This window comes from Flavobacterium qiangtangense (assembly GCF_042658345.1).
Classification (GTDB): Bacteria; Bacteroidota; Bacteroidia; order Flavobacteriales; family Flavobacteriaceae; genus Flavobacterium; species Flavobacterium qiangtangense.
The window spans coordinates 173,311-196,930 of record NZ_JBHSQB010000003.1; the positions used below are offsets into that span (position 1 = coordinate 173,311).

General features: G+C 35.2%; 22 protein-coding genes. 15 read left to right on the forward strand and 7 right to left on the reverse strand.

Annotated features, from left to right (window positions below):
- Together ACFPVY_RS00810 and ACFPVY_RS00815 are read right to left on the reverse strand one after the other, a co-directional pair.
- The gene (locus tag ACFPVY_RS00810; RefSeq protein WP_379789775.1) at nt 1-915 is read right to left on the reverse strand and encodes a bifunctional metallophosphatase/5'-nucleotidase; all 915 of its coding nucleotides are present in this window, start codon (nt 913-915) and stop codon (nt 1-3) included.
- Nucleotides 916-941: 26 nt separating this feature from the next.
- Nucleotides 942-1,724, reverse strand: a complete 783-nt coding sequence (locus tag ACFPVY_RS00815; protein WP_379789777.1) for a 5'-nucleotidase C-terminal domain-containing protein — start codon at nt 1,722-1,724, stop codon at nt 942-944.
- A gap of 49 nt (nt 1,725-1,773) precedes the next feature.
- Here ACFPVY_RS00815 and ACFPVY_RS00820 point away from each other — a divergent pair, with 49 nt between their 5' ends.
- The 15 genes from ACFPVY_RS00820 to ACFPVY_RS00890 all read left to right on the forward strand — a co-directional run bounded on the left by ACFPVY_RS00820 (nt 1,774) and on the right by ACFPVY_RS00890 (nt 18,400).
- A complete protein-coding gene (locus ACFPVY_RS00820; protein ID WP_379789778.1) occupies nt 1,774-2,292 on the forward strand; it encodes a DUF6913 domain-containing protein in 519 nt (172 codons plus the stop codon).
- Nucleotides 2,293-2,294: 2 nt separating this feature from the next.
- Entirely contained in the window at nt 2,295-3,176 is an 882-nt protein-coding gene (dapA, locus tag ACFPVY_RS00825) for a 4-hydroxy-tetrahydrodipicolinate synthase (RefSeq protein WP_379789779.1), read from the forward strand.
- An 18-nt stretch (nt 3,177-3,194) separates the two neighbouring features.
- Nucleotides 3,195-3,704, forward strand: a complete 510-nt coding sequence (locus tag ACFPVY_RS00830; protein ID WP_379789780.1) for a ferritin — start codon at nt 3,195-3,197, stop codon at nt 3,702-3,704.
- 169 nt (nt 3,705-3,873) lie between these two features.
- On the forward strand, nt 3,874-4,680 hold the full coding sequence (locus ACFPVY_RS00835; protein WP_379789782.1) for an outer membrane protein assembly factor BamD: 807 nt from the start codon (nt 3,874-3,876) through the stop codon (nt 4,678-4,680).
- Nucleotides 4,681-4,689: 9 nt separating this feature from the next.
- On the forward strand, nt 4,690-5,007 hold the full coding sequence (locus ACFPVY_RS00840) for a DNA-directed RNA polymerase subunit omega (protein WP_125013154.1): 318 nt from the start codon (nt 4,690-4,692) through the stop codon (nt 5,005-5,007).
- A 5-nt stretch (nt 5,008-5,012) separates the two neighbouring features.
- Nucleotides 5,013-6,224 (forward strand): bifunctional phosphopantothenoylcysteine decarboxylase/phosphopantothenate--cysteine ligase CoaBC, encoded by a 1,212-nt coding sequence (gene coaBC, locus ACFPVY_RS00845; RefSeq protein WP_379789784.1) that lies wholly within the window; start codon nt 5,013-5,015, stop codon nt 6,222-6,224.
- Nucleotides 6,217-7,098: a type IX secretion system protein PorD gene (gene porD / locus ACFPVY_RS00850; RefSeq protein WP_379789785.1), complete on the forward strand. Its 882-nt coding sequence runs from the start codon at nt 6,217-6,219 to the stop codon at nt 7,096-7,098. The genes coaBC and porD overlap by 8 nt, the downstream gene beginning before the upstream one ends.
- Before the next feature lie 197 nt (nt 7,099-7,295).
- The gene (gene recN / locus ACFPVY_RS00855; RefSeq protein ID WP_379789786.1) at nt 7,296-8,948 is read left to right on the forward strand and encodes a DNA repair protein RecN; all 1,653 of its coding nucleotides are present in this window, start codon (nt 7,296-7,298) and stop codon (nt 8,946-8,948) included.
- A 74-nt stretch (nt 8,949-9,022) separates the two neighbouring features.
- A complete protein-coding gene (gene fabV, locus ACFPVY_RS00860) occupies nt 9,023-10,213 on the forward strand; it encodes an enoyl-ACP reductase FabV (RefSeq protein WP_379789787.1) in 1,191 nt (396 codons plus the stop codon).
- A gap of 130 nt (nt 10,214-10,343) precedes the next feature.
- Entirely contained in the window at nt 10,344-12,044 is a 1,701-nt protein-coding gene (locus ACFPVY_RS00865; RefSeq protein ID WP_379789788.1) for a choice-of-anchor J domain-containing protein, read from the forward strand.
- 131 nt (nt 12,045-12,175) lie between these two features.
- A complete protein-coding gene (locus ACFPVY_RS00870; protein WP_379789789.1) occupies nt 12,176-14,329 on the forward strand; it encodes a T9SS type A sorting domain-containing protein in 2,154 nt (717 codons plus the stop codon).
- Between the two features lie 96 nt (nt 14,330-14,425).
- Nucleotides 14,426-15,424: a glycosyltransferase family 2 protein gene (locus ACFPVY_RS00875; protein WP_379789791.1), complete on the forward strand. Its 999-nt coding sequence runs from the start codon at nt 14,426-14,428 to the stop codon at nt 15,422-15,424.
- A 13-nt stretch (nt 15,425-15,437) separates the two neighbouring features.
- A complete protein-coding gene (gene coaE, locus ACFPVY_RS00880) occupies nt 15,438-16,022 on the forward strand; it encodes a dephospho-CoA kinase (RefSeq protein ID WP_379789792.1) in 585 nt (194 codons plus the stop codon).
- A 71-nt stretch (nt 16,023-16,093) separates the two neighbouring features.
- The gene (locus ACFPVY_RS00885; RefSeq protein WP_379789793.1) at nt 16,094-17,680 is read left to right on the forward strand and encodes a sensor histidine kinase; all 1,587 of its coding nucleotides are present in this window, start codon (nt 16,094-16,096) and stop codon (nt 17,678-17,680) included.
- 3 nt (nt 17,681-17,683) lie between these two features.
- Complete coding sequence (locus ACFPVY_RS00890; RefSeq protein ID WP_379789794.1) at nt 17,684-18,400, forward strand: response regulator transcription factor; 717 nt, start codon at nt 17,684-17,686, stop codon at nt 18,398-18,400.
- 376 nt (nt 18,401-18,776) lie between these two features.
- On the opposite strand, the gene ACFPVY_RS00895 is transcribed toward ACFPVY_RS00890, so the two are convergent.
- The 5 genes from ACFPVY_RS00895 to ACFPVY_RS00915 form a co-directional block, all read right to left on the reverse strand.
- Complete coding sequence (locus tag ACFPVY_RS00895) at nt 18,777-19,514, reverse strand: acyl-[acyl-carrier-protein] thioesterase (RefSeq protein ID WP_379789795.1); 738 nt, start codon at nt 19,512-19,514, stop codon at nt 18,777-18,779.
- Between the two features lie 17 nt (nt 19,515-19,531).
- Nucleotides 19,532-20,455, reverse strand: coding sequence for a tRNA (adenosine(37)-N6)-dimethylallyltransferase MiaA (gene miaA, locus ACFPVY_RS00900; protein ID WP_379789797.1), 924 nt, complete (start codon nt 20,453-20,455; stop codon nt 19,532-19,534).
- Between the two features lie 236 nt (nt 20,456-20,691).
- Nucleotides 20,692-21,513 (reverse strand): ion transporter, encoded by an 822-nt coding sequence (locus ACFPVY_RS00905; protein ID WP_379789798.1) that lies wholly within the window; start codon nt 21,511-21,513, stop codon nt 20,692-20,694.
- Nucleotides 21,514-21,552: 39 nt separating this feature from the next.
- Nucleotides 21,553-22,914, reverse strand: coding sequence for an exonuclease domain-containing protein (locus tag ACFPVY_RS00910; protein ID WP_379789799.1), 1,362 nt, complete (start codon nt 22,912-22,914; stop codon nt 21,553-21,555).
- Nucleotides 22,915-22,966: 52 nt separating this feature from the next.
- Nucleotides 22,967-23,617, reverse strand: coding sequence for a YggS family pyridoxal phosphate-dependent enzyme (locus ACFPVY_RS00915; protein WP_379789800.1), 651 nt, complete (start codon nt 23,615-23,617; stop codon nt 22,967-22,969).
- Nucleotides 23,618-23,620: the final 3 nt, after the last annotated feature.

Here is a 23,620-nt window from a genome sequence, read left to right on the forward strand (position 1 = left end):
TTAAACTACAATCGTTCTTCCAGAGTTACTCTTGTTTTTATCTTTATCAAAATAAAAGTCGATTCTTCCCAAATTGATTCCGTAACAACCCACTTGGTTTACCAAAGTATCAATTCCGTCAAGGTTTTTGACGATAGTTGGTTTGTCCAAGAAAGTATGCGTGTGTCCTCCGATAATCAAGTCGATGTCTTTAGTTTGTTCGGCTAATTTTAAGTCGCAAATTTTGTCAGAATCTTTTCCGTAGCTGTAACCGATGTGCGAAAGACAGATAATCAAGTCACATTTTTCCTGTGTTTTCAAGATTCTTGTCATTTCTTGCGCGGTTTCAACAGGATTCTTATAAACCGTTTCTTTGTAATTTTTCTTATCAACCAAACCTTCCAATTCAATTCCTAAACCAAAAACGCCAATCTTAATTCCGGCTTTTTTGAAGGTTTTGTATGGTTTTACGATTCCGTCGAGCATGGTGTTTTTGAAATCATAATTGGCGCTTACGAAGTCAAATTTAGCGTGAGGCAATTGCGCCACAAACCCTTCCAGACCGTTGTCAAAATCGTGATTTCCCATCGTGGCCAAATCATAATTCAGCATACTCATCAACTTAAATTCCAATTCGCCTCCATAATAATTAAAATATGGCGTTCCTTGAAAAATATCTCCGGCGTCTAAAAGCAAAACGTTTGGGTTTTCCTTGCGGATGCTCTCAACCAGATTCGCTCTTCTGGCAACTCCGCCCATATTTGCATTTCGCGGATGGTCGGCTGGAAACGGGTCGATGTGACTGTGAACGTCATTGGTATGTAAAATGGTGATGTGATTGGTTTCTAAAGTTGTAAAACTGCTCAAAGACAATCCGCCGACAGTTAATAATGCTGAACCGGCTACACTTTTTTGTATAAAATCTCTTCTTTTCATTTTGATATTTTTGTTTGGATTTGAACCTAGTCTAAAATAATTCGTTGATTCTTTGGAGTTGGAATCGTGTCCACTTCCTTGAAATAATCAATCCAGACATTTCTTAATTTATAATCTAAATCATAAACAGCGCTTCCTTTTTTAAAGAAATACATACTGTCGCCGCCGTTATATAAATAATCGTTCGTGGCAACATAATAGGTTGTATTTAAGTCCAAAGGTTTTCCTTGAACAGAAATACTTTTGTATGATTTCTCGTCTTTGGTCAAAATAATTTGCATTCCAGAAAGCGGGTGTGGTTTTCTTTCTTTAATAATATAGTCAACCATTTCCACGATTTGCTCACCTTTTAAAGCTACAACAACCAAATTATTTTCAAAAGGCATCAGTTCAAAAGCCGTTCTTGTGGTCACATTTCCTTGTGGAATAATCGCGCGAATGCCTCCGTGATTCAAAAGGCAGATGTCAACGGATTTTTTTTCTCTTAATTGTAAAATTTTATTGGCAGAAGCCAAAGTAATGTCGGCTTGAAGACCTCCGATGCTAGTTTGCCACTGACCTTTACTTTTTTCCAAAGTTTCTGGAGCATAAGCCAAAACTTCGTTCATATCTTTATCGATATTTTCTCTGTAAGGTTTTATAAACGCCTCAATGTTAGCGTTTTCTCCATTAGAATTGGTAACTCCAATTTGTTTTCCTTCAATTTTCGAAATATATTCCTTTTGATTTGAACAACCAAAAGCGAAGAATAATGTTGTAATTACAACAAAATGTTTTAAGATAACGTTGTAGTTTTTTAGATTTACCATCTGAAATACGGCTTATTTGATTAAATTTGTAACTCCAAGCAAAAGTACTATGTTTCTAAATTTTTTCAAGAATTTTTCTGCGAAAAGAACTTTAAAAAAAAGTTTCCTGCACGTTAAGGGAAATCCTTCTCCGCATCCCATAGAAACAATTGGATTGCTTATCGACAAGACTTATTTTGAAGATAAGGTCAACTTGATTGAAGAACTTTTGGCTAATGGAATCATGCGTGAGAATATTCAAATTCTGCTTTACAAAGATAGATTTAAGAAGAAAGAATCCATAAATTACCCGAGTTTTAGCCATAAAGATTTGAGTTTCAAAGGAATTTTGGAAAACGAAAATGTGACCAATTTTACCAATCAAGAATTTGACATGCTTATCAGCTATTATGACACGGAAAAAGCGCCGTTGATGATTACGACTTTTAAATCGAAAGCCAATTTTAAGGTTGGTTTTTCAACAATCGATAAAAGATTAAACCACTTTATGATTAGCACAAATGCCGAAAATTATAAAGTTTTTGTATCCGAATTATTCAAATATCTAAAAATACTAAACAAAATATAATTATGCAGTCACTTATAGGAACAGGCGTTGCACTTGTTACACCATTCAAAAAAGATTTTTCTGTGGATGTGGAAGCCTTGAAAAGAATTGTCAATTATCAAATTGACAACGGAATCAATTATCTGGTAGTTCTTGGAACTACTGGCGAACCGGCGACATTGAAAAAAGAAGAAAAAGAATTGGTGATAAAAACCGTTATTGAAACCAATAATGGAAGACTGCCATTGGTTTTGGGCGTTGGCGGAAACAATACGGCTGAAGTTGTAGAAGAATTAAAAACCAGAGATTTTACTGGATTTTCTGCCGTTCTTTCAGTTTCTCCTTATTATAACAAACCAACTCAAGAAGGAATTTATCAGCATTTTAAGGCGATTGCAGAAGTTTCACCGCTTCCTGTGATTTTATATAACGTTCCTGGAAGAACCGGAAGCAATGTTTTGCCTTCGACGGTAATTCGTTTGGCAAATGATTTTAAAAATATCGTCGCCATTAAAGAAGCGGCGGGCGATATTGTTCAAGCGATGAAATTAATTCAGTTAAAACCAAAAGATTTCTTGGTGATTTCTGGCGATGATATGGTAACGCTTCCGATGGTTTTGGCCGGTGGAGCGGGAGTAATTTCAGTAATTGCGGAAGGTTTCCCAAAGCAATTTTCAGAAATGGTTCGCCTTGGTTTAGAAAGAAAAGTGGACGAAGCTTATAAAATTCATTACGAAATTGCAGATTCAATTGATATGATTTTTGAGCAAGGAAATCCGGGCGGTGTTAAAGAAATCTTTAAATCTTTGGGATTGTCGGAAAATACAGTACGTTTGCCTTTAGTAAATGTTAACGAAGATTTAGCCAAAAGATTAAAAGATTTCGTTGCAAAAACAGTAAATTAGATTTTTAAAAAGAAGATTATGTTATCACAAACGATACAAGACGCATTAAATAAACAGATTAAAGTGGAGGGAGATTCGTCTCAAATTTACCTTGCAATGGCATCTTGGGCAGAAATTCAAGGTTTCGAAGGGATTTCGACTTTCATGTTTGCGCAGTCAGAAGAAGAAAGATTACACATGCTAAAATTGGTAAAATACATCAACCAAAGAGGCGGACAGGCAAAAATTTCTGGAACTGTGGAACCTGTTTTGGACTTGACAAGCTATAAAGTTTTGTTCAAACAATTATTGGAGCACGAAATTAAAGTTTCAGAAAGCATCAATGATTTGGTTGGAATTGCTTTAGACGAAAGAGATTATGCGACACACAATTTCTTGCAATGGTATGTGGCAGAGCAGATTGAAGAAGAAGCAAATGCCAGATATATCTTGGATAAAATCAATTTGATTGGTGACGATAAAGGAGGTTTGTATTTGTTTGACAACGAAATGAAAAATTTCACGAGTCCAGTTACAGCTCCAAAATAAATACAAAATAAATTCGTTTAAAAAGGTGTCGTTTTTCGGCATCTTTTTTTTGTTTTTCAGTTAAATTGATGCTGAAAAAAAATGTTTTTTTAATCATAATTAATAACTAAATTTGCGGTTGATTTTTTAAAGTTTCATAGACTGAAAAATTAGTAAACATAAACTGACAATGAACAAAATATTTTTCATACTTATTCTTGCGATAACTTTAGGTTCTTGCAGTTCTTATCAAAAAGCTTTAAAATCTGAAGATGTTACTTTAAAATATGAAGTAGCTACAAAGATGTATGATGCTGGAAAATATACGAAGGCAATTCGTCTTTTTGAACAAATTGCTCCAACATACAGAGGAAAACCAGGCGCGGAAAAGATGTTTTATATGTTTGCACAGTCATATTATAAGACAAAACAAAATTATTTAGCAGGATACCAATTCGAAAGTTTTGCTTCAAGTTATCCAAAAAGTGAAAAAGTAGAAGAAGCAGCATATTTAAGTGCAGAAAGTTACTCAAAAGAATCTCCAAGATATTCACTAGATCAAGGAAGTACGGACAAAGCGATTGATAAATTGCAAAATTTCATTAATCAGTATCCAAATTCTCAATATTTGCCTCAAGCGAATGTCATTATTAAAGATTTGAGAGAAAAATTAGAGAAAAAAGCATTTGAAATTGCAAAGCAGTATAATACAATTGGTGGATACACAAGAGATTACTCTGCAGCAATTAAAGCATTAGATAACTTTATCGCTGATTATCCAGGAACGCCGTTTAAAGAAGATGCTTTGTATTACAGATTTGATTCTGCTTACACATTAGCGATAAACAGTATTGAAAACAGAAAAAAAGAAAGATTGGATTTTGCAAAAGGAGCTTACGCGGCTTTGATTAAATTCAATGAGTCAACAAAATATAAAGAAGAAGCTGACAAAAGATTGGAAGCTATCGAAAAAGAATTACAACAATTTTCTAATTAAAAATAAGTCATGGATTTAAAAAAGACGACTGCTCCAGTAAACACAATTACTTATAACAAGAGTGTGATTGAAGAACCGACAGGTAATGTGTATGAAGCGATAACTATTATGGCTAAAAGAGCAAATCAAATTAACTCTGAAATCAAAAAAGAATTGACAGAGAAATTAGAAGAATTTGCTACATATAATGACAGCTTAGAAGAAATCTTTGAAAACAAAGAACAAATCGAAGTTTCAAAATTCTACGAAAAATTGCCTAAGCCACACGCTTTAGCAGTTCAAGAATGGTTAGAAGACAAAATCTATCACAGAGATACTACTAAATAATACTTATGTCTGTTTTAAACGGTAAAAAAATAGTGCTGGGAGTTTCCGGTGGAATTGCCGCATATAAAACAGCCTCTTTAGTAAGACTTTTTATAAAAGCAGGTGCCAATATCCAAGTGATAATGACACCTGCTTCTAAGGATTTTGTAACACCGCTTACACTTTCCACGCTTTCAAAAAATCCGGTTCATTCCACGTTTTATAATGAAGATGATGACAATGCGGTTTGGAACAATCACGTTGAATTAGGTCTTTGGGCCGATTTAATCGTAATTGCTCCAGCAACGGCAAATACTTTGTCGAAAATGGCAAACGGAACTGTTGATAATCTTTTGATCGCTACTTATTTATCTGCGAAATGTCCGGTTTATTTCGCGCCTGCGATGGATTTGGATATGTACAAACATCCTTCTACTTTAGCAAGTTTCAATCTTCTCAAAAGCTTTGGAAACACTATGATTCCGGCTGAGTCTGGAGAACTCGCAAGCGGACTTTCTGGCGAAGGAAGAATGGCTGAACCAGAAAATATAATCGCTTTTCTCGAAGCTGATCTCGAAAGCAAACTTCCCTTAAAAGGAAAAAAAATCTTAATTACTGCTGGTCCCACATACGAAGCCATCGATCCCGTGCGTTTTATAGGAAATCATTCCTCTGGAAAAATGGGTTTTGATATTGCAAAGCACGCTTCAAATTTAGGTGCCGAAGTTATTTTGGTTTCTGGTCCAACGCATTTAAAACTTGAAAATTCAAGTATTAAATTAGTTTCCGTCGTTTCGGCTAAAGAAATGTATGAAGCTTGCCATCAGTTTTTTGACACTGTTGATGTAGCAATTGCAGCAGCAGCTGTTGCAGATTACCGACCAAAATTTCCGGCGACGCAAAAAATCAAGAAGACAGAAGTAGATTTGAATATCGAGCTTGAAAAAACGCAAGACATTTTGGCTTCTTTGGGAAAAATAAAGAAAAACCAGTTTTTAATCGGATTTGCTTTAGAAACAGAGAATGAAATTGAAAATGCAAAGCTGAAAATCCAGAAAAAAAACCTAGATTTGATAGTTCTCAATTCGCTTCAGGACGAAGGCGCTGGTTTTGGAAAATCAACCAATAAAATCACTTTCATAGATAAAGATTTCAATATCGAACCTATGGAATTAAAGTCAAAAGAAGCCGTTGCAGAAGATATTTTAAACAAAGTAACAAAACATTTTTATGAGTAAGATAATTTTTCTTTTTCTCTTAATGGCTGGATCGCTTCAGGCGCAAGAATTGAACTGCAAGGTTTCCATAAATTATGATAGAATCACAAATGCAAACCCGCAGATTTTCAAGACATTAGAGCGATCGCTGACCGATTTTATAAACAAAACACGCTGGACAAACCAAACTTTTAAAGACAACGAAAAGATTGAATGCAGTATGTTGATCAACCTTTCAGCATATAATTCAGACCAGTTTACAGGGACGATTCAAGTGCAATCTTCGCGTCCGGTTTTTAATTCTTCTTACACGTCTCCAGTTTTTAATTACAATGATAAAGATTTCTCGTTCAAGTATTTAGAGTTTGAAACTTTGTTTTTTAATCCAAACAGTTACGACTCAAATCTTATTTCTGTAGTCGCTTTTTACAGCTACATGATCATGGGATTAGACGCCGATACTTTTACTTCAAAAGGAGGCGATCAATATTATGAACTAGCTCAAAACGTAGCGATTTTAGCACAACAAGGCGGTTCAAAAGGTTGGAATCAATCTGACGGAAATCTTTCTAGATATTTCTTAATCAACGACATACGTTCAAATACTTTCAGTCCTTACCGTGAAGCGATGTTAGAATATCATTCTGGCATGGATATGATGGCGGATAATCAAAAACAAGCGAAAGAAAGGGTAAAAGCCTCAGTGAAAACGCTTTCTGCTATTTATGATTTGCGACCAAATGCCTTTTTGACCAGAGTATTTTTTGATGCCAAGTCAGACGAGTTGGTTTCCATCTTTTCAGGCGGTCCCAGTATTGCAGTGGCTGATTTGGTAGAAAATTTAAACCGAATTTCGCCCTTGAATTCAAGCAAATGGGGAAATATCAGGTTCTAGTTTTTTAAGAAGCTATTTCCAGCTTTCCGCTACAATCTTTTTCGCAAATGTCTTTTTTTGCAAGCCACAAAAGGAGCTTCCGTTGGTCGCTCTTTTGCGTCAGCAAAAAATAGACATTTGCTGAAAAAGGATTTCCGCTTTAATCTGGGCTAGGGCATCAGTAATTAATTTAAACTTCATTCTTAAAATTTAAGTCATTGCTAACTTCACTATCCATAAAAAACTTCGCATTAATTGAAAAGCTAAATATTGATTTTTCAGAAAATTTCTCTATTATCACAGGAGAAACCGGAGCTGGAAAATCCATTGTTTTAGGAGCTTTAGGTTTGGTTTTAGGGAAACGCGCCGATTTGAGTTCCCTTAAAAACAAAGAAGAAAAATGTGTCATCGAAGCACATTTTGAAATCTCAAGATACAATCTCCAATCCTTTTTTGAGGCTAACGATTTAGATTTTGAAAACCAAACAATTATACGAAGAGAAATTCTTCCATCTGGGAAATCGCGCGCTTTTGTAAATGACAGTCCGGTTAATTTACAGGAATTGCAATCGCTCGGAGAATTTTTAATTGACATTCACTCGCAACACCAAACGCAAGAATTATCCGAAGAAAATTTCCAATTCGATATTATTGATTCCATCGGAAATAACCAAAATACAATTTCAGAATATTCTTTGCTTCTGAAAAAATATAAAAGTTTGAAAAGCAATCTTTCAGACTTGAAAATAAAATTGCAGGAAGCTTCAAAAGAGCAGGATTACAATTCATTTTTATTGGAAGAATTGCTTTCGGCCAAATTAAAATCAGGCGAGCAAGAAGAATTAGAATCTGTTTTTGAACAATTAAACAACGTTGAATTCATCAAAGAAAGCATCGACAAATCGTTGGCAATTTCTGAAGCAGAACAATTTGGAGTTTTGCAAAACTTAAAGGAAATCAAATTTGCTTTGCAAAAAATTTCAAGTTTTTCTCCAGAATATAATTCGCTATTGGAAAGAATAAATAGCGTTTCCATAGAATTTGATGACATTGTTTCTGAATTAAATCAAATAGGCGAGGGCTTGACAAACGATCCAGAGCAATTGGATTTGACCAATCAAAAACTGCAAACGATTTACAATCTTCAGAAAAAGCATCAAGTTTCTTCGATTGACGAATTGGTTGAAATCCAAGAGGTTTTGGATAATAAAGTGATTTCTGTCGATAGTTTGCAAAGCGAAATTGAGAAAGCAGAAACAGGAATTGCTTCCGCTGAAAAGGAATTAGACGTTTTAGCAGTTTCCATACATAAAAATAGAATCAAGGCAATTCCGGTTTTGACTGAAAAATTGATTGCCATTTTAGATTTATTGGGAATGCCAAATGTTCGTTTTAAAATAGAAGTAACGCAATCTTCAACCTATCACAATAATGGTAAAGATGATTTAGAATTTCTTTTCGCTGCAAACAAAGGATCTGATTTTGGATTACTGAAAAAAACGGCTTCCGGTGGAGAATTGTCTAGAATTATGCTTGCCGTGAAATCTATTTTGGCTCAATATCAGAAACTTCCAACGATTATTTTTGATGAAATAGATACAGGAGTTTCAGGAGAAATCGCACACAAAATGGGCGATATCATGAAAGATATGAGCAAGACGATGCAGGTTTTCGCAATTACGCATTTGCCACAAATCGCTGCAAAAGGAAATGCGCATTTTAAAGTTTCAAAATCAACGGTCGGCGAACAAACTTTATCAGAATTAAGATTGCTTTCAAAAGACGAAAGAATTGTAGAAATTGCACAAATGCTTTCTGGAAAAGACATTTCTGATTCTGCCTTAAATCACGCAAAAGCCTTGCTGAACTAATAATTTGAATTATATTTGTTTACAATTTACAAAGAATAAACGATTACAAAAACAAACGATTAAACTAAAGTTTTATGATTATAGAACCAAGAATGAGAGGATTTATTTGCTTGACTGCACATCCAAAAGGAGCTGAGCAAAACGTTAAAAACCAAATTGAATACGTTAAATCAAAAGGAAAAATCGAAGGCGCTAAAAAAGTATTGGTGATCGGCGCTTCAACCGGATTTGGTTTGGCTTCTAGAATCACAAGTGCCTTTGGTTCAGATGCATCAACAATTGGAGTTTTCTTTGAAAAACCGCCAGTTGAAGGAAAAACGGCTTCACCAGGTTGGTACAATTCTGCTGCTTTTGAAACGGAAGCGCACAAAGCAGGTTTATATGCAAAAAGCATCAACGGAGATGCATTTTCTAACGAAGTAAAAAGAGAAACTTTAGACTTAATCAAAAAAGATTTGGGTCAAGTTGATTTGGTAATATATAGTTTGGCTTCGCCAGTGCGTACAAATCCAAATACTGGAGTTACGCATCGTTCAGTTTTGAAACCAATTGGAGATGTTTATACAAACAAAACTGTTGATTTTCACACCGGAAAAGTTTCAGAAATTTCAATTGAGCCAAGCAAAGAAGACGATATTGAAAACACAGTTGCTGTTATGGGCGGTGAAGATTGGGCAATGTGGATTGATGCTTTAAAAGCAGAAAACCTTTTGGCTTCAGGCGCTACAACGGTTGCTTATTCTTATATTGGGCCATCTTTGACTGAGCCAGTTTACAGAAAAGGAACAATTGGTCGTGCAAAAGATCACTTGGAAGCGACTGCATTTTCAATCACTGATTCTTTAAAAGATATCGATGGAAAAGCTTATGTTTCTGTAAATAAAGCGTTGGTGACTCAAGCAAGTTCTGCGATTCCAGTAATTCCTTTGTATATTTCTTTATTGTATAAAATTATGAAGGAAGAAGGCGTTCATGAAGGAACAATCGAGCAAATCCAAAGATTATATCAAGACAGATTGTTCTCAGGAAGCGAGGTTGCGACTGATGAAAAAGGGAGAATAAGAATTGATGATTGGGAAATGCGTGACGATATTCAGGAAAAAGTGGCGCAATTGTGGACGAAAGCAACTACAGAAAACTTAGCTGAAATTGGAGATTTAGAAGGTTATAGAAAAGATTTTTATAACTTATTTGGATTTGACGTTGCAGGAGTAGATTATAAATCAGAAGCTGACGAGATGGTTCAAGTGGAAAGCTTGAAGTAAAGTGTTAATTTATTTAATTTAAAAGGGTAAATATGCATAATATTTACCCTTTTTGTTTTTTTTGTTAATTTTAGAATATATTGTGTTGTTTTTTGTAATTTAGTAAAATATTTACTTAAAAATCTTTTATATGAAGAAAATTACACTGTTATTATTTGCGATTTTTTGTTTTTTCGGAGCAAATGCACAATTTACCCAAAATTTTGACGCCAATACTAATTTGCCCGCTGGCTGGGCTATTATCAATGGTGGTGGAGCAAACGCTTGGGCCGTTGGAGGCGCGGCATTAATTACTGATGGTGCTCACAGTGCTCCAAATGCTATGCGAATTTCTTACAATGCAACAGCACACGACGATTATTTGATTACACAGCCAATCACAGTAACCGCTGGAGTAAATACTAGATTATCTTTTTGGATTAAATCTAGATCTGCTACGTTTTTAGAATCTTATGAAGTACGTCTTTCTACTACAAACAATACAGCGGCGACATCATTTTCTGTAGTTCTTCAGGCTTCACAAGATGCACCCGCAGTGTGGACAAAGAAAGAGTTCAATCTAGCTGCATATACTGGTCAAACCGTTTATGTGGCAGTTCGCGCGACCGGAACTGACGAATTTGAGCTTTATGCAGATGATTTCGTGAGCGATGCTTTGCCAAGTTGTATCCAGCCGACAGCGTTAACAGTTACGGCGATCACTCCAACTTCTGCTAATCTATCTTGGACTGCTGGCGGTACCGAAAGTTTGTGGGATGTAGAATTAGTGAATGTTACCGCAGGAGGAACAGTTACAGGAACACCAACATCAGTAGGTATAGCAAATCCTTTCACGGCAACTTTGGTTGCTGGATCAAATTATCAATTTTATGTGAGAGCTAGTTGTTCTGCAACAGACAAAAGTGATTGGAGCGGACCTTTTGCTTTCACGAATATTGTGGCATCAGGTTGCCCAGGAACCCCAGTTCCTGCAAATGGAGCAACGGGAATTCCTGCCGGACCAATTACTCTTTCTTGGAGTATCCCAACAACCGGTGATGCCGTTGTTTCTTATGATTTGTATTCAGGAGATCCTGGAGACATGGATTTAGTTGCAAATTATTTGACAAATACAACAGGTACAGATTTAGTTATAAACGCTTACAATACAGTTATACATTGGAAAGTTATCGCTAAAAACGCAGGTGGAGAATCTGTTGGATGTGCTGAATGGAGCTTTACAACCGCTCCATCGCCAGGATATTGTTTAGTTGCTGAAAATGGTCAATGGCCAGCAGCCACTTATACCGTGCCTACTTGTAATGGAACTACTGTAAACTCGGTTACGACTGCCGGGTATGCTGGAGAGTTTTCAAAAGTAAATGTAGTTTCGGGGAACACATATACTTTTTCATCAGGAACAAGTGATTTTATTACAATTTCTAATGAAGCTGGAACTGCGCCAATTGTTTATGGAGCGACACCTTTAACTTGGACAGCAACTTCAACTGCAGTTATTAGATTTTATTCACATTTAAATAGTCAATGTGGAGCAGAAGAAACGAACAGAACAAGAGGAATTATTTGTTCTCAAGCATTAGGAACGGATGATTTTGCTACAATTTCGAAATTAAGCGCTTATCCAAATCCGGTTAAAGCTGTTTTGAATCTTTCTTACTCTCAAGATATTTCTGATGTTGCAGTATTCAATTTGTTAGGACAAAAAGTTCTTGCAAAAAAGATTAATGCTACAGAGAGTCAAATAGACATGTCGGATTTAACTCACGGAACCTATTTGGTTAAAGTAACAGTTAATAATGAAACTAAAACCATAAAAGTGGTTAAAGAATAATTACATTACATTATCAATAAAAAGCCTGCTGTTTAGCAGGCTTTTTTTGTATATAATCTATTTATTAAATTTTTGTTAATATTTAGTTGGTATTAGATTAAATTAGCCACTTAACTAAACTATTTGTATTTATGAAAAAAACTACTTTCTTTTTTATTGCAATGCTTATCACATTGTATTCTAGTGCCCAATGTATAAGGCCGACAGCATTTGGCAGTGCAGTTTCGAATAACTCTGGCGTTTTCCAAACAGTTACTACTTGCGCATACAGTACGGAAGAATATTCTGTGGTATCTTCTTTGATTGTTGGAGGAAATTATACTTTCACAGCTCAAACAGGTGCTACCGCTGGTGCAGGACCTCACATTTATTTAACGGTTACAAATGCGTCAAACGTGGTTATTCAGCACGGGCCGTCGCCACTTACCATCAATGCGATTACTGTTGGAACAGTAAGATTACATTATTCAGAAAACGCCGCTTGTTTAGGTGAAGCCGCTTGTAAAAATTCACAAGTTAAATATTTGACTGATTGTATTCCTCCATCAGCTTTAACGAGTTCAAATGTAACTACGACTACAGCAACAATTGGATGGACGGCACCGTCTACATTACCTGGAGACGGTTATGAGTACTACGTATCTACGACGAATACTGCGCCGACAGCAACAACTACACCAACAGGAGCTGTGGCTGCAGGAACATTAACAGCTAATCTTGCTAGCTTACCTTCTGCGACGTTACACTATTTTTGGGTAAGATCAAAATGTGGTGCGAATGCTTCAGTATGGACATCTTCTGCAACATTTACTACACAATGTACAGCCTTTATTCCAAGTTATACACAAAATTTTGCAACGTTTTTGCCTTCATGTTGGTCGGTTTCAGGCGCAGGAACGCCAGCGACAGGTCCAACTGGGGCCGGAGCTGGAATTTGGGCCGCTGATGGATTTTTGAATTCAGGTTCATCTGGCGCCACCAAGGTTAATTTATATTACATGAATAATATTGGATGGCTGATTTCTCCAGTAATTGATTTAAGCGCTGGCGGATATAGAGTTAAATTTGATTTTGGAGCGACTGCTTGGGGCGCGACAACTGCAACAACAATGGGATCTGATGACTATGTGGCATTTTTAGTTTCAAATGATAATGGTACCACTTGGACAACGCTTCATACATTTAACGCATCAAATACTCCGTCAAATGCATTAAACACATTGTCAATTCCCTTGACAACTTACACAAATGCAAACACAAAATTTGCATTCTACGCAACTGATGGTACGGTTGATGATACTCAAGACTATGATTTTTTTATAGATAATTTCGTAGTTGAAACTATTCCTGCTTGTGAAGCTCCAGTTGTTACAGCTTCTGCTATTACTTCAACAAGCGCAACAATTACTTGGCCAGCTATTACTGGATCAGCAGGATATGAATACGTAATTGATAATGTGGCTACAGCACCTACCGCTGCTGGAACGGCACAAACCGCAGCGACTTATACAACTAATAGCTTAACTGCTCAAACTGTTTATTATGCTCACGTTAGAACAAATTGTGGAGGTACATTCAGTAACTGGACAACAATTAGCTTTTCAACAAGACCTGCCAATGACGAATGTGCTGGTGCGATTGCATTAACAGTAGGTACGGCTTATGGAACAAATTTAACTGACGGAACAAATGCAGGAGCTTCAAGCTCATCACAGGCAACGCCAGCCACTTGTTTTGGCTACTCTGGTGGAGATATCTGGTACAGCATAGTTGTTCCAGCGAGTGGAAATTTAACTGTTGAAACAGGAAATTCTTCGACTGGAGCGACAGGATTTGATTCAGTTGTAACCGTTTACAGCGGTACATGTGCGGCCTTAACTCAAGTTGGTTGTGATGATGATGGTGCTGATACTGGATCTTACTCAAAAGTTGTTTTGACAAATCAAACTCCTGGTGCTACATTATATGCAAGAGTTTATGAGTACAATAATGATGTAGTTGGCTCATTTGGCATTTCAGCTTATGCTAATGCATTAGGAACTGACTCATTTGAATTTTCAAAATTGAGCGCTTATCCAAATCCAGTTAAAAATGTATTGAATTTATCTTATTCTCAAGATATTTCTGATGTTGCAGTATTTAATTTATTAGGACAACAAGTTCTTGCTAAAAAAGTAAACGCAGCTGAAAGCCAAATTGATATGTCAAATTTAACGCAAGGAACTTATCTTGTGAAAGTTACTGTTGAAAATCAAGTTAAAACAATCAAAGTTATTAAAGAATAAACTTTAATTTCGTTTTAAATTTTGAAACCATCCTAAGTTTATTAGGATGGTTTTTTTATTTATAAAGTTTATCTTTGTTAAAGTTTAAAATCAACTATGAAATTTTCTTTTATAATTCCTGTTTACAATCGACCAGATGAGATTGATGAACTTTTGCAAAGCTTGACGAAACAAGTCTATAATAATGATTTTGAAGTTGTTATCGTTGAAGACGGATCTTCAATTCCCTGTCAGTCCGTTATTGATTTGTATAAGGAAAGATTGAATATCTCATATTTTTTCAAGCCAAATTCTGGTCCGGGAGATTCGCGAAATTTTGGAATGAGAAATGCAAAAGGAGATTATTTCTTGATTTTAGATTCAGATTGTATTCTTCCTCCAAATTACTTATTAGAAGTTGAAAAAGCACTTCAAAATGATTTTGTAGACTGTTTTGGAGGTCCAGATAAAGCTTTAAATAGTTTTTCTGACGTGCAAAAAGCTATTAATTTTTCGATGACTTCGTTTATGACAACTGGAGGAATTAGAGGCGGTTCAGAGAAAATCGGAAAATTTCAGCCTAGAAGTTTTAACATGGGATTATCAAAAAAAGCCTTTGAAGCAAGTCAGGGTTTTGGAAATATCCATCCTGGTGAAGATCCAGATTTGTCGATCAGATTATGGAAAATGGGCTTCGAAACCAGACTTTTTGTAAATGCGTATGTTTATCACAAACGACGAATTGACTGGTCAAAATTTTACAAGCAAGTCAATAAATTTGGGAAAGCAAGACCAATTTTAAACAGTTGGTATCCAGAATATAACAAGATGACTTTTTTCTTCCCATCCTTATTTTTAATAGGACTTATATTTTCTATTTTGTTCCTAATCTTTGGAATTTCATTTTTCTTCGTATTATATCTTTTGTATTTTACATTGGTTTTCGTAATTTCTTCAATCCAAAGCAAAAGCTTAAAAATCGGAATTTATTCGCTTTTTGCCGTGGCGACTCAGTTTTATGGTTACGGAGTTGGTTTCTTAAAATCGTTTTGGAACATTATTATTTTGAAAAGAAAACCACAAGAAGCTTTTCCTGAATTATTTTTTAAAAACTAAAGCTATCTAAATTATGCCAAAAATCATAGGGTTAACAGGGGGAATCGGAAGCGGAAAAACTACAATCGCCAACCATATTAAACAACTCGGAATTCCTGTTTATATCGCTGATTTAGAAGCAAAAAAAATATTGGATACAAAAGTCATTGTTGGCAAAATAATTGATGCTTTTGGAAAAGATATTCTTGAAAAAGATAAAATTGATAGAGCAAAGCTGTCAAAAGTTGTTTTTGAGCAACCCGAAAAACTTCAGATTTTAAATAACATAATTCATCCAGAAGTTGCCAGACATTTTAAAAACTGGGTTGAACAAAATAAAAATTTTGAAATTGTTGTCAAAGAAACCGCAATACTTTTTGAAAGCGGAAGCTATAAAGATTGTGACAAAGTAATTTTAGTTACGGCTCCAAAAGAAACTAGAATTCAGCGAGTTATGAAACGAGATAATCTTTCGCGCGAAGCTATTGAAAGCAGAATTGCCAATCAGTGGAGCGAAGAAAAGAAACAATCATTGAGTGATTTTGTTATTGTCAATGAAGACTTGCAAGAAGCTATAAAATCTGCAGAAAATATAATTTCACTATTAAGAAATCAATAATTTACGAATTAGATGTTAATGTTTGGTTAATGTATTAATTGCTTAAATGTTAAAATGTTAATTTTGTTTCGATGAATAAGACATTATTTCGCTTACTGGTTGTGTTGATGAGCCTATCTTTGATAGGAATTATTTTGGTACAGTTGTATTTGATTAATACTTCGTTCAAAAATAATGAAGAGCAATTCAAATATCACGTTCAGCAAGTTATCGGAAATGTTTCTGAAAAATTAAAACAAGAAGAAACTTACAGTCTTTTAAATCAGTATAATATCTTAAAAGATAGTATTGGAAAAGATCCAAAAAAGAGCGAACTGCTTGATTTTGTGTTGGTTCAAAAGAATAAGGTGACAAATGAAACGGTTATTTATTCAAACAATATTATCGCCGAAGATTACAATGTGAATCTCTCGTTCTTTGATAAAAAGAAAGACTCGATCAAAAAAGCGCAGAGTTATAGCGCAAAGCGAAAAACAGAAATTTATTCTGGGAATCAAATTGACAATTCTGCACTAGAGCGAAATACAACTCCAGACATAACGGTTGAAAAATCGGGAAATATGGAAATGCTTGTGAAAGCGCAATATGATATGTTCTTAAAGGATATTGCTGATACAAAACCTTTAAAAGACAGAATTTCAAAAGACAAACTTTATAAAATGTTAGAGCACGAGCTGAAACAATATGAAGTAAAAACGCATTTTGAATTTGGGGTTTATAGCGATGGATTGGCGACAAAAATTAAATCTGATAACTTTAAGTTTGATAAAAACTCAACATTTCAGACGCCAATTTTTTCTGATAATGAAGGAAAAGCAAAGTTTCAGTTATTAGTAAGTTTTCCGGATAAAAAGAAATTTTTGTTCACAGATTTGATCGGAATTACGATTCTGTCGATCACGTTTACGCTGATCATCATCATTGCTTACGCAAGCGCGCTAAACCAATTGATAAAACAACGTCAGATTTCTGAAATCAAAACTGATTTCATCAATAATATGACGCACGAATTTAAAACGCCAATTGCCACGATTAACCTGGCTTTAGACGCGATTAAAAATCCAAAGGTTATTGAAGATACTGAAAAAGTACACAGATACCTGCAGATGATTAGGGATGAAAATAAGAGAATGCATGCTCAGGTTGAAAATGTTCTTAGAATTTCAAAATTAGAGAAAAAAGAACTTGAAATAAATAAAGAACCAATTGACGTTCAGGATATTGTGGAAGATGCAGTGGAACACGTTGCCTTGATTATTGAAGACAGACAAGGTGTGGTCAACACGCATTTTGACGCGACAAGAACAACAACATTAGTTAACGATGTTCACTTTACAAACGTGATCGTAAACATTTTAGACAACGCCATAAAATATTCTCCAGAAGCGCCAGTAATTGACGTTTATACAGAAAATGTAAAAGATTTTATCTTAATTAAGGTAAAAGACCAAGGACATGGAATGAGCAAAGTAGCACAAAAAAGAGTCTTTGAGAAGTTTTATAGAGAACACACTGGCGATCGCCATGACGTAAAAGGTCACGGTTTAGGATTAGCTTACGTAAAAAGAATTATAGACGACCATAACGGTCAAATATTTGTAGAAAGCGAAAAAGGGAAGGGTAGCACCTTCATTATAAAATTACCACTAATCAATTAAGCTATGGAAAATGTAAACAAGAAAATCCTACTAGTCGAAGATGACCCAAACTTCGGTTCAATTTTAAAAGATTATTTAAATCTGAACGATTTTGAAGTTACTTTGGCCAAGAACGGGATGGAAGGTTTCGAGAAATTTAAAAAAGACACCTTTGATTTGTGCATCCTTGACGTGATGATGCCTTACAAAGACGGATATACTTTGGCCAAAGAAATCAGAGAAAAAAATAAAGATATTCCACTTATCTTTTTAACGGCGAAATCTATGAAAGAGGACGTTTTAAAAGGATACAAAGTGGGTGCTGATGATTACTTGAACAAGCCATTCGATTCAGAAGTTTTGTTGATGAAAATCAAAGCAATCATTCAAAGAAAAGCGTCTGACAGCAAAACAGACAACACTAAGTTTGAATTCCAAATCGGAAATTTCCACTTAAATTCAAAATTGAGATTCTTGACTTTCAAGCAAGAAGAACCAATAAAATTATCTCCAAAAGAGAACGAATTGCTGAAAATGCTTGCTGTTCACGAAAACGATTTGATGCCAAGAGAATTAGCCTTGACAAAAATCTGGAGAGATGACAACTACTTCACATCAAGAAGTATGGACGTTTACATCGCAAAATTAAGAAAATACCTTAAGCCAGATGAAGACGTAGAAATCTTGAACATCCACGGAGAAGGTTTCAGACTTGTTGTAAAAAACAAAGTTTCAGAATAAATTACTATAAAAAAAGCTTCGAGAAATCGGAGCTTTTTTTGTTTTTAGAAGCTATTTCCAGCTTTCCGCTACAAGTTTTTATCAAACCTCCTTTTTTGCACGAAAAAAAAGGAGCTTCCTCCGGTCGCTCTTTATCCGGCAAAAAATGTCAGTTTTTCAAAAAAGCTTTCCGCTACAATCTGGGCTAGAATTGTAGATTTTAGATTTCAGATTTTAGATTGAAGAATTAAGATTAAAGATTTTCATAAGTTCCATTTCGATAAAGCTAATTGTCATCCCGAGCGCTTCGCATTAATTCAACATTACTGTCATCCCGAGCGCAGTCGAGGGAACAGTAAGCAATAAAAAATCCGTGCAAATCTGTGAAATCTGTGTTTTAAAAACCAAATTCCAATCCAAAACAAGCCTTTCCTTCTTTCAAAATAGAATAAACAGATTGATTCTCGAAAGAAATCTCATTAATCGAAACCAAGTCTTCAAGCATCAATTCTTTCATAAAATTCATGTCAATGCTTTTCAATTTCTGCTTTAAAATTGATTTCACATCAACTAAATCCAAACACCATTCCAGATATTTCACATTATTTACGTGATTCACAATATCCAAATCTGATAAAACCACTTTTCTTTCGTTAACTGATTTCATTTCTTTTGGCAAATCAATTTTCTTCACGCGCTCTTCCGTAGGAAATTTTTCTGCATACTTTTCAAAATGTTCGTGTGGCAAAGCCAGCGCTTCCGGACGACGTAATTTGGTATTAAAAACAGCCCAAAAAGTCTCGCAACCCACAATCTTCTTTCCGTTAACATACATCTCTAAAGCTCTCACCGAACGCGAATTTTTCAAAGAAATAATCCAAGTTTTCACCGTTACAATATCTTTCCATTGAGGCAAGGCGTCGATTTCAAGGCGCATTCTGCTTAAAACCCAAGCTTGATGAAATTCTTGCATATCAGTAAAACTAATACCGCCAACTTCGGCGTGGTCGCCCGCTGTCATCTGAAGCAAATTGCACAAATCGGTATATTTTAAGTAACCGTTTGGCGTGCATTGCGTGAAATTAATTTCCCAGTCTTTGCTGAAAATAGATGAAAAATTTGGAGCTATTGGCATTTTTCGGGAATTATAAATTATGAATTTTGGAAATTAGAAATCGATTTTACAATTTCATCAACTTCGGATTTGTAATCAAACCATTTCGCATTTTCTGTTCTTTTGAACCAAGTCAATTGGCGTTTTGCAAAACGTCTGGTATTTTTTTTGATTTCTTCAATGGCAAAATCCAGGTTATAATCACCATCAAAATAACTGAAAAGTTCTCTGTATCCTACGGTTTGCAAAGCATTTAGATTTCTGTTTGAATACAAATTTCTGGCTTCTTCCAACAGACCATTTTGCATCATCAAATCAACTCGAAGATTAATTCTATTGTACATTTCTTGACGTTCAGCTTCAAGTCCGATTATAATTGGCGTGAAATTTCGACTGGTTTTCTTTTGGTTTAAGAAGGAAGAATATGGTTTCCCACTCCCGATACAAACCTCCACAAAACGCATCAATCGCTGTGGATTTTGTAAAGTTTGAGGATTTTCGTTAGAAATTGTATCGAAATAATTTGGATCTAATTCTCGTAATTTGTTCTGAAGATATTCAATCCCGAATTTCTCATAATTGGAAATTATTTCAGTTCTAACGGAAGCATCAATTTCTGGAAAAGTATCAAATCCTTTTAAAATCGCGTCAACATACAATCCAGAACCACCCACTAAAATGGCGTAATCATTGGTTTCAAACAATTCATCCAATTTAGAAATTGCTTCTCTTTCAAAATCGCCAACGGTATAATTCTCAAAAATTGATTTATTTTGGATAAAATGGTGCGAAGCTGAAGCTAATTCATGTTTTGAAGGAACTGCTGTCCCGATTTCCATTTCTTTAAAAAATTGGCGGGAGTCACAAGAAATGATTTCGCAGTTGAAATGATTGGCAAGTTTGATGCTCAAAGCCGTTTTTCCAATTGCCGTGGGACCAATAATTGTGATTAATTTCTTCATTAAAGCAAAGTTACTTTTTATGAAATGGTTTTAAAAATTATAAAGGTGATTTTTAAAATAATTGTTGGTTTGTAGCACTTTCATAGCCCGGATTGTAGCGGAAAGCCCGGAATTTTAAACACTATTTTTTGCAGCCGTAAAACAGCGACCGGAGGAAGCTCGTTTTTCGGCTAGCAAAAAAGGTGTTTAAAATGAGGACTTGCAGAGTAAAGCCGGATTAGCTTCAAAAAACAAGACTATTCGTTTAAAGCATGACCGCAATGATAACAATAAATGGCGTCGTCTCTGTGGTTTTCAAAACCGCAATTTCGGCAGGCTTGTGTGTTTTCGTGTACTTTATCACGCGACATAAATTCTGCAGTGACCAAGCCGGTGGGAACTGCGATGATGCCGTAACCCAAGATCATAATGACCATTGAAACGAACTGCCCGAAAGGAGTTTCAGGGGTAATGTCACCAAAACCAACAGTTGTCAGCGTAACGATTGTCCAATAAATGCTGGTGGGAATGCTTGTAAATCCGCTTTCGGGACCTTCAATCATGTACATTAAAGTGCCTAAAATGATGCACAAAACGATTACATTGAAGAGAAAAACCGCGATTTTCAATCGGCTTTTCTTTAAAGCAACGACCAATTGATTCGAAGCTCCAACGAAATGTACCAACTTTAAAATTCTGAAAACACGCAATAACCGAACCGCGCGAATCAAGACCAAAAAGTGCAAACCTGGGAAAATTAAGTCGATAAATGCGGGCAAAGTTGCCAATAAATCGATGATTCCGTAAAAACTGAGTACGTATTTTATTGGCTTTTTTAAAGCAATAATTCTTCCGATGTATTCAAAAGTGAAAAATGCAGTTATAACCCATTCGATGATTTCAAGCTCGTCTCCGTATAAATATTTCACGGAAGCCATACTTTCAAGCATTACCGCAACGATACTTAAAATAATGAGAATCAGCAATATGATGTCGAAAAGTTTTCCTGTCGGCGTGTCTGCTTCATAAATGATTTCGTGAAGCTTGGTTCGGAATTTTTCTGTTTTAATGGTTTTCAAGTGCAATTTTTTGGGGTTCTATCAAATTTACTAAAAGTCTTAAAACGAAATGATTTTATAGACTTTCTTTTTTTTGAGATAGCTCAAAATTATATTTTTTGCATCGCGCGTGTTTTTCATCGGCGTTATAATGTTTCGCAGAATCTCAATATTATTCACTTGATAATTTAAGTCAAAAAATGCAATTCCTTGAAAAACACCATTTTCAATTAAAACAGCGCTTCGCTCTTGAAGGTTTCTTCCTCGGTCAACGGCGATTATATTTTGGTTTGAATATTCGTTATTTGCCAAAAAATCTTCCACACGAATATTATAATCTTCGGGTGATTCTTCATCAACGCACGCGCCATTGCATTGGTTTATTTCATATGGAAAACAATGCGTTTTCACAATTTCAAGATGATTTATCTTCTGGCAGAGCACATATTTATCAGTGATTTTAAACAACGCACTTTGACCTTCAGCCTGACTTGCAAACGAAGCTAGTTCGTTTTTTCGAGCATCGGTTCGTTGTAATTTAATACTTATAAAACCTTCCTTATTTTTTGATTGATATAAAGAGAAAGGGAATATAGTTTTCGTCAAAGCTCTATTATACTTAGGTTTGTTGACTTTGACTTCTTCAGATTCTTTCAATAGAGCAATTAATTCACTGCCAGTTTCTTCATAAGTTACTGAAAAAACTTCGACCTGAATTTTTTTATCTCTTCGGGAAGAACCTGTGAAATGCTGGTTAACACGCTTCTTTATATTTTTGCTTTTTCCAATATAAATAATATCGCCGTCTTCTTTGTGAACATAATAAATTCCGGTTGTGGAAGGAATATTGGAAACAATGTCGAGTAATTTTGGAGCCAGACCTTTTTCAACTTCGGTTTTGATAAAAGTTTTTACGATTTCTTTCTCTAAATCTTTGTCCAAAAGCATTTTGAACAACTTTACAGTCGCCAAAGCATCGCCAGAAGCACGGTGCCTGTCGGCCATGGGAATTCCAAGAGCACGAACTAATTTTCCCAAGCTATAAGAAGGTTGTTCGGGAATTAGTTTTTTAGCCAATTCAACGGTACAAAGGTTTTGTCTTTCGAAATTGTAACCTAAACGTGAAAATTCTGTACGGAGAATTCTGTAGTCAAATTGAGCATTATGAGCCACAATCACGCAATCTTGAGTCATTTCAATGATGCGTTTTGCGACTTCAAAAAACTTTGGAGCACTTTGAAGCATTGCATTATTGATTCCGGTAAGTTTTACCACAAAAGGCTGAATTGGCTTTTCTGGATTTACCAAACTTATAAATTGATCGACAATTTCGTGTCCGTCAAATTTATAGATGGCAATTTCAGTAATTCCTTCTTCGTTAAATTGTCCTCCTGTTGTTTCTATGTCGAGTATTGCGTACAAATTTTCAGATTTCAGTGTTCAGTTTTTAGTTGGCAGAGAATTTGAATAAATTTTATCTAGTCCCAAAGATACTACTTCCAATCCGAACCATTGTACTTCCGCAGTCAATTGCAAGTTGATAATCGCCCGACATTCCCATAGAGAGAATTGAAAAGTTAGGATTTAGAATTGAGAATTTGTCGAAAATATCTTTTAAATGTAAAAATTCTTTCTTGATTTGGTCTTGGTTTTCGGTGAAAGTAGCCATTCCCATCAAGCCTTTTATTTTGATATTTTTCAGATTCGTGAAAGTGTCAGATTGCAATAAATCGTTTAATTCAGCTTCATCTAATCCAAATTTTGTTTCTTCTTCTGCAATATGAATTTGCAAAAGACAATCTATGATTCTATTGTTTTTCAAAGCTTGCTTGTTGATTTCTTCCAGTAATTTCAAGGAATCAACACCATGGACCAAACTCACAAATGGAGCCATAAATTTCACTTTATTAGTTTGAACGTGCCCAATCATGTGCCATTCGATGTCTTTTGGCATTTGCTCAAACTTATCGGCCATTTCTTGGATTTTGTTTTCTCCAAAGATGCGTTGACCAGCTTTATAAGCTTCCACTAAATCGGAGACAGGTTTTGTTTTTGAAACCGCAACAAGAGTTACATTTTCAGGAAGCGATGATTTTATTTCGAGTAAGTTATTTTTTATTGACATTTT

Excerpts from the sequence above, each read along its gene's own strand:
- ACFPVY_RS00830 (WP_379789780.1), top strand. The coding sequence starts at position 3,195 with ATGTTATCACAAACGATACAAGACGCATTAAATAAACAGATTAAAGTG.
- porD (WP_379789785.1), top strand. The coding sequence starts at position 6,217 with ATGAGTAAGATAATTTTTCTTTTTCTCTTAATGGCTGGATCGCTTCAG.
- ACFPVY_RS00835 (WP_379789782.1), top strand. The coding sequence starts at position 3,874 with ATGAACAAAATATTTTTCATACTTATTCTTGCGATAACTTTAGGTTCT.
- ACFPVY_RS00895 (WP_379789795.1), bottom strand. The coding sequence starts at position 19,514 with ATGCCAATAGCTCCAAATTTTTCATCTATTTTCAGCAAAGACTGGGAA.
- ACFPVY_RS00820 (WP_379789778.1), top strand. The coding sequence starts at position 1,774 with ATGTTTCTAAATTTTTTCAAGAATTTTTCTGCGAAAAGAACTTTAAAA.
- fabV (WP_379789787.1), top strand. The coding sequence starts at position 9,023 with ATGATTATAGAACCAAGAATGAGAGGATTTATTTGCTTGACTGCACAT.
- ACFPVY_RS00815 (WP_379789777.1), bottom strand. The coding sequence starts at position 1,724 with ATGGTAAATCTAAAAAACTACAACGTTATCTTAAAACATTTTGTTGTA.
- ACFPVY_RS00840 (WP_125013154.1), top strand. The coding sequence starts at position 4,690 with ATGGATTTAAAAAAGACGACTGCTCCAGTAAACACAATTACTTATAAC.
- ACFPVY_RS00810 (WP_379789775.1), bottom strand. The coding sequence starts at position 915 with ATGAAAAGAAGAGATTTTATACAAAAAAGTGTAGCCGGTTCAGCATTA.
- coaE (WP_379789792.1), top strand. The coding sequence starts at position 15,438 with ATGCCAAAAATCATAGGGTTAACAGGGGGAATCGGAAGCGGAAAAACT.
- miaA (WP_379789797.1), bottom strand. The coding sequence starts at position 20,455 with ATGAAGAAATTAATCACAATTATTGGTCCCACGGCAATTGGAAAAACG.
- ACFPVY_RS00890 (WP_379789794.1), top strand. The coding sequence starts at position 17,684 with ATGGAAAATGTAAACAAGAAAATCCTACTAGTCGAAGATGACCCAAAC.
- ACFPVY_RS00875 (WP_379789791.1), top strand. The coding sequence starts at position 14,426 with ATGAAATTTTCTTTTATAATTCCTGTTTACAATCGACCAGATGAGATT.
- coaBC (WP_379789784.1), top strand. The coding sequence starts at position 5,013 with ATGTCTGTTTTAAACGGTAAAAAAATAGTGCTGGGAGTTTCCGGTGGA.
- dapA (WP_379789779.1), top strand. The coding sequence starts at position 2,295 with ATGCAGTCACTTATAGGAACAGGCGTTGCACTTGTTACACCATTCAAA.
- ACFPVY_RS00915 (WP_379789800.1), bottom strand. The coding sequence starts at position 23,617 with ATGTCAATAAAAAATAACTTACTCGAAATAAAATCATCGCTTCCTGAA.
- ACFPVY_RS00865 (WP_379789788.1), top strand. The coding sequence starts at position 10,344 with ATGAAGAAAATTACACTGTTATTATTTGCGATTTTTTGTTTTTTCGGA.
- ACFPVY_RS00885 (WP_379789793.1), top strand. The coding sequence starts at position 16,094 with ATGAATAAGACATTATTTCGCTTACTGGTTGTGTTGATGAGCCTATCT.
- ACFPVY_RS00870 (WP_379789789.1), top strand. The coding sequence starts at position 12,176 with ATGAAAAAAACTACTTTCTTTTTTATTGCAATGCTTATCACATTGTAT.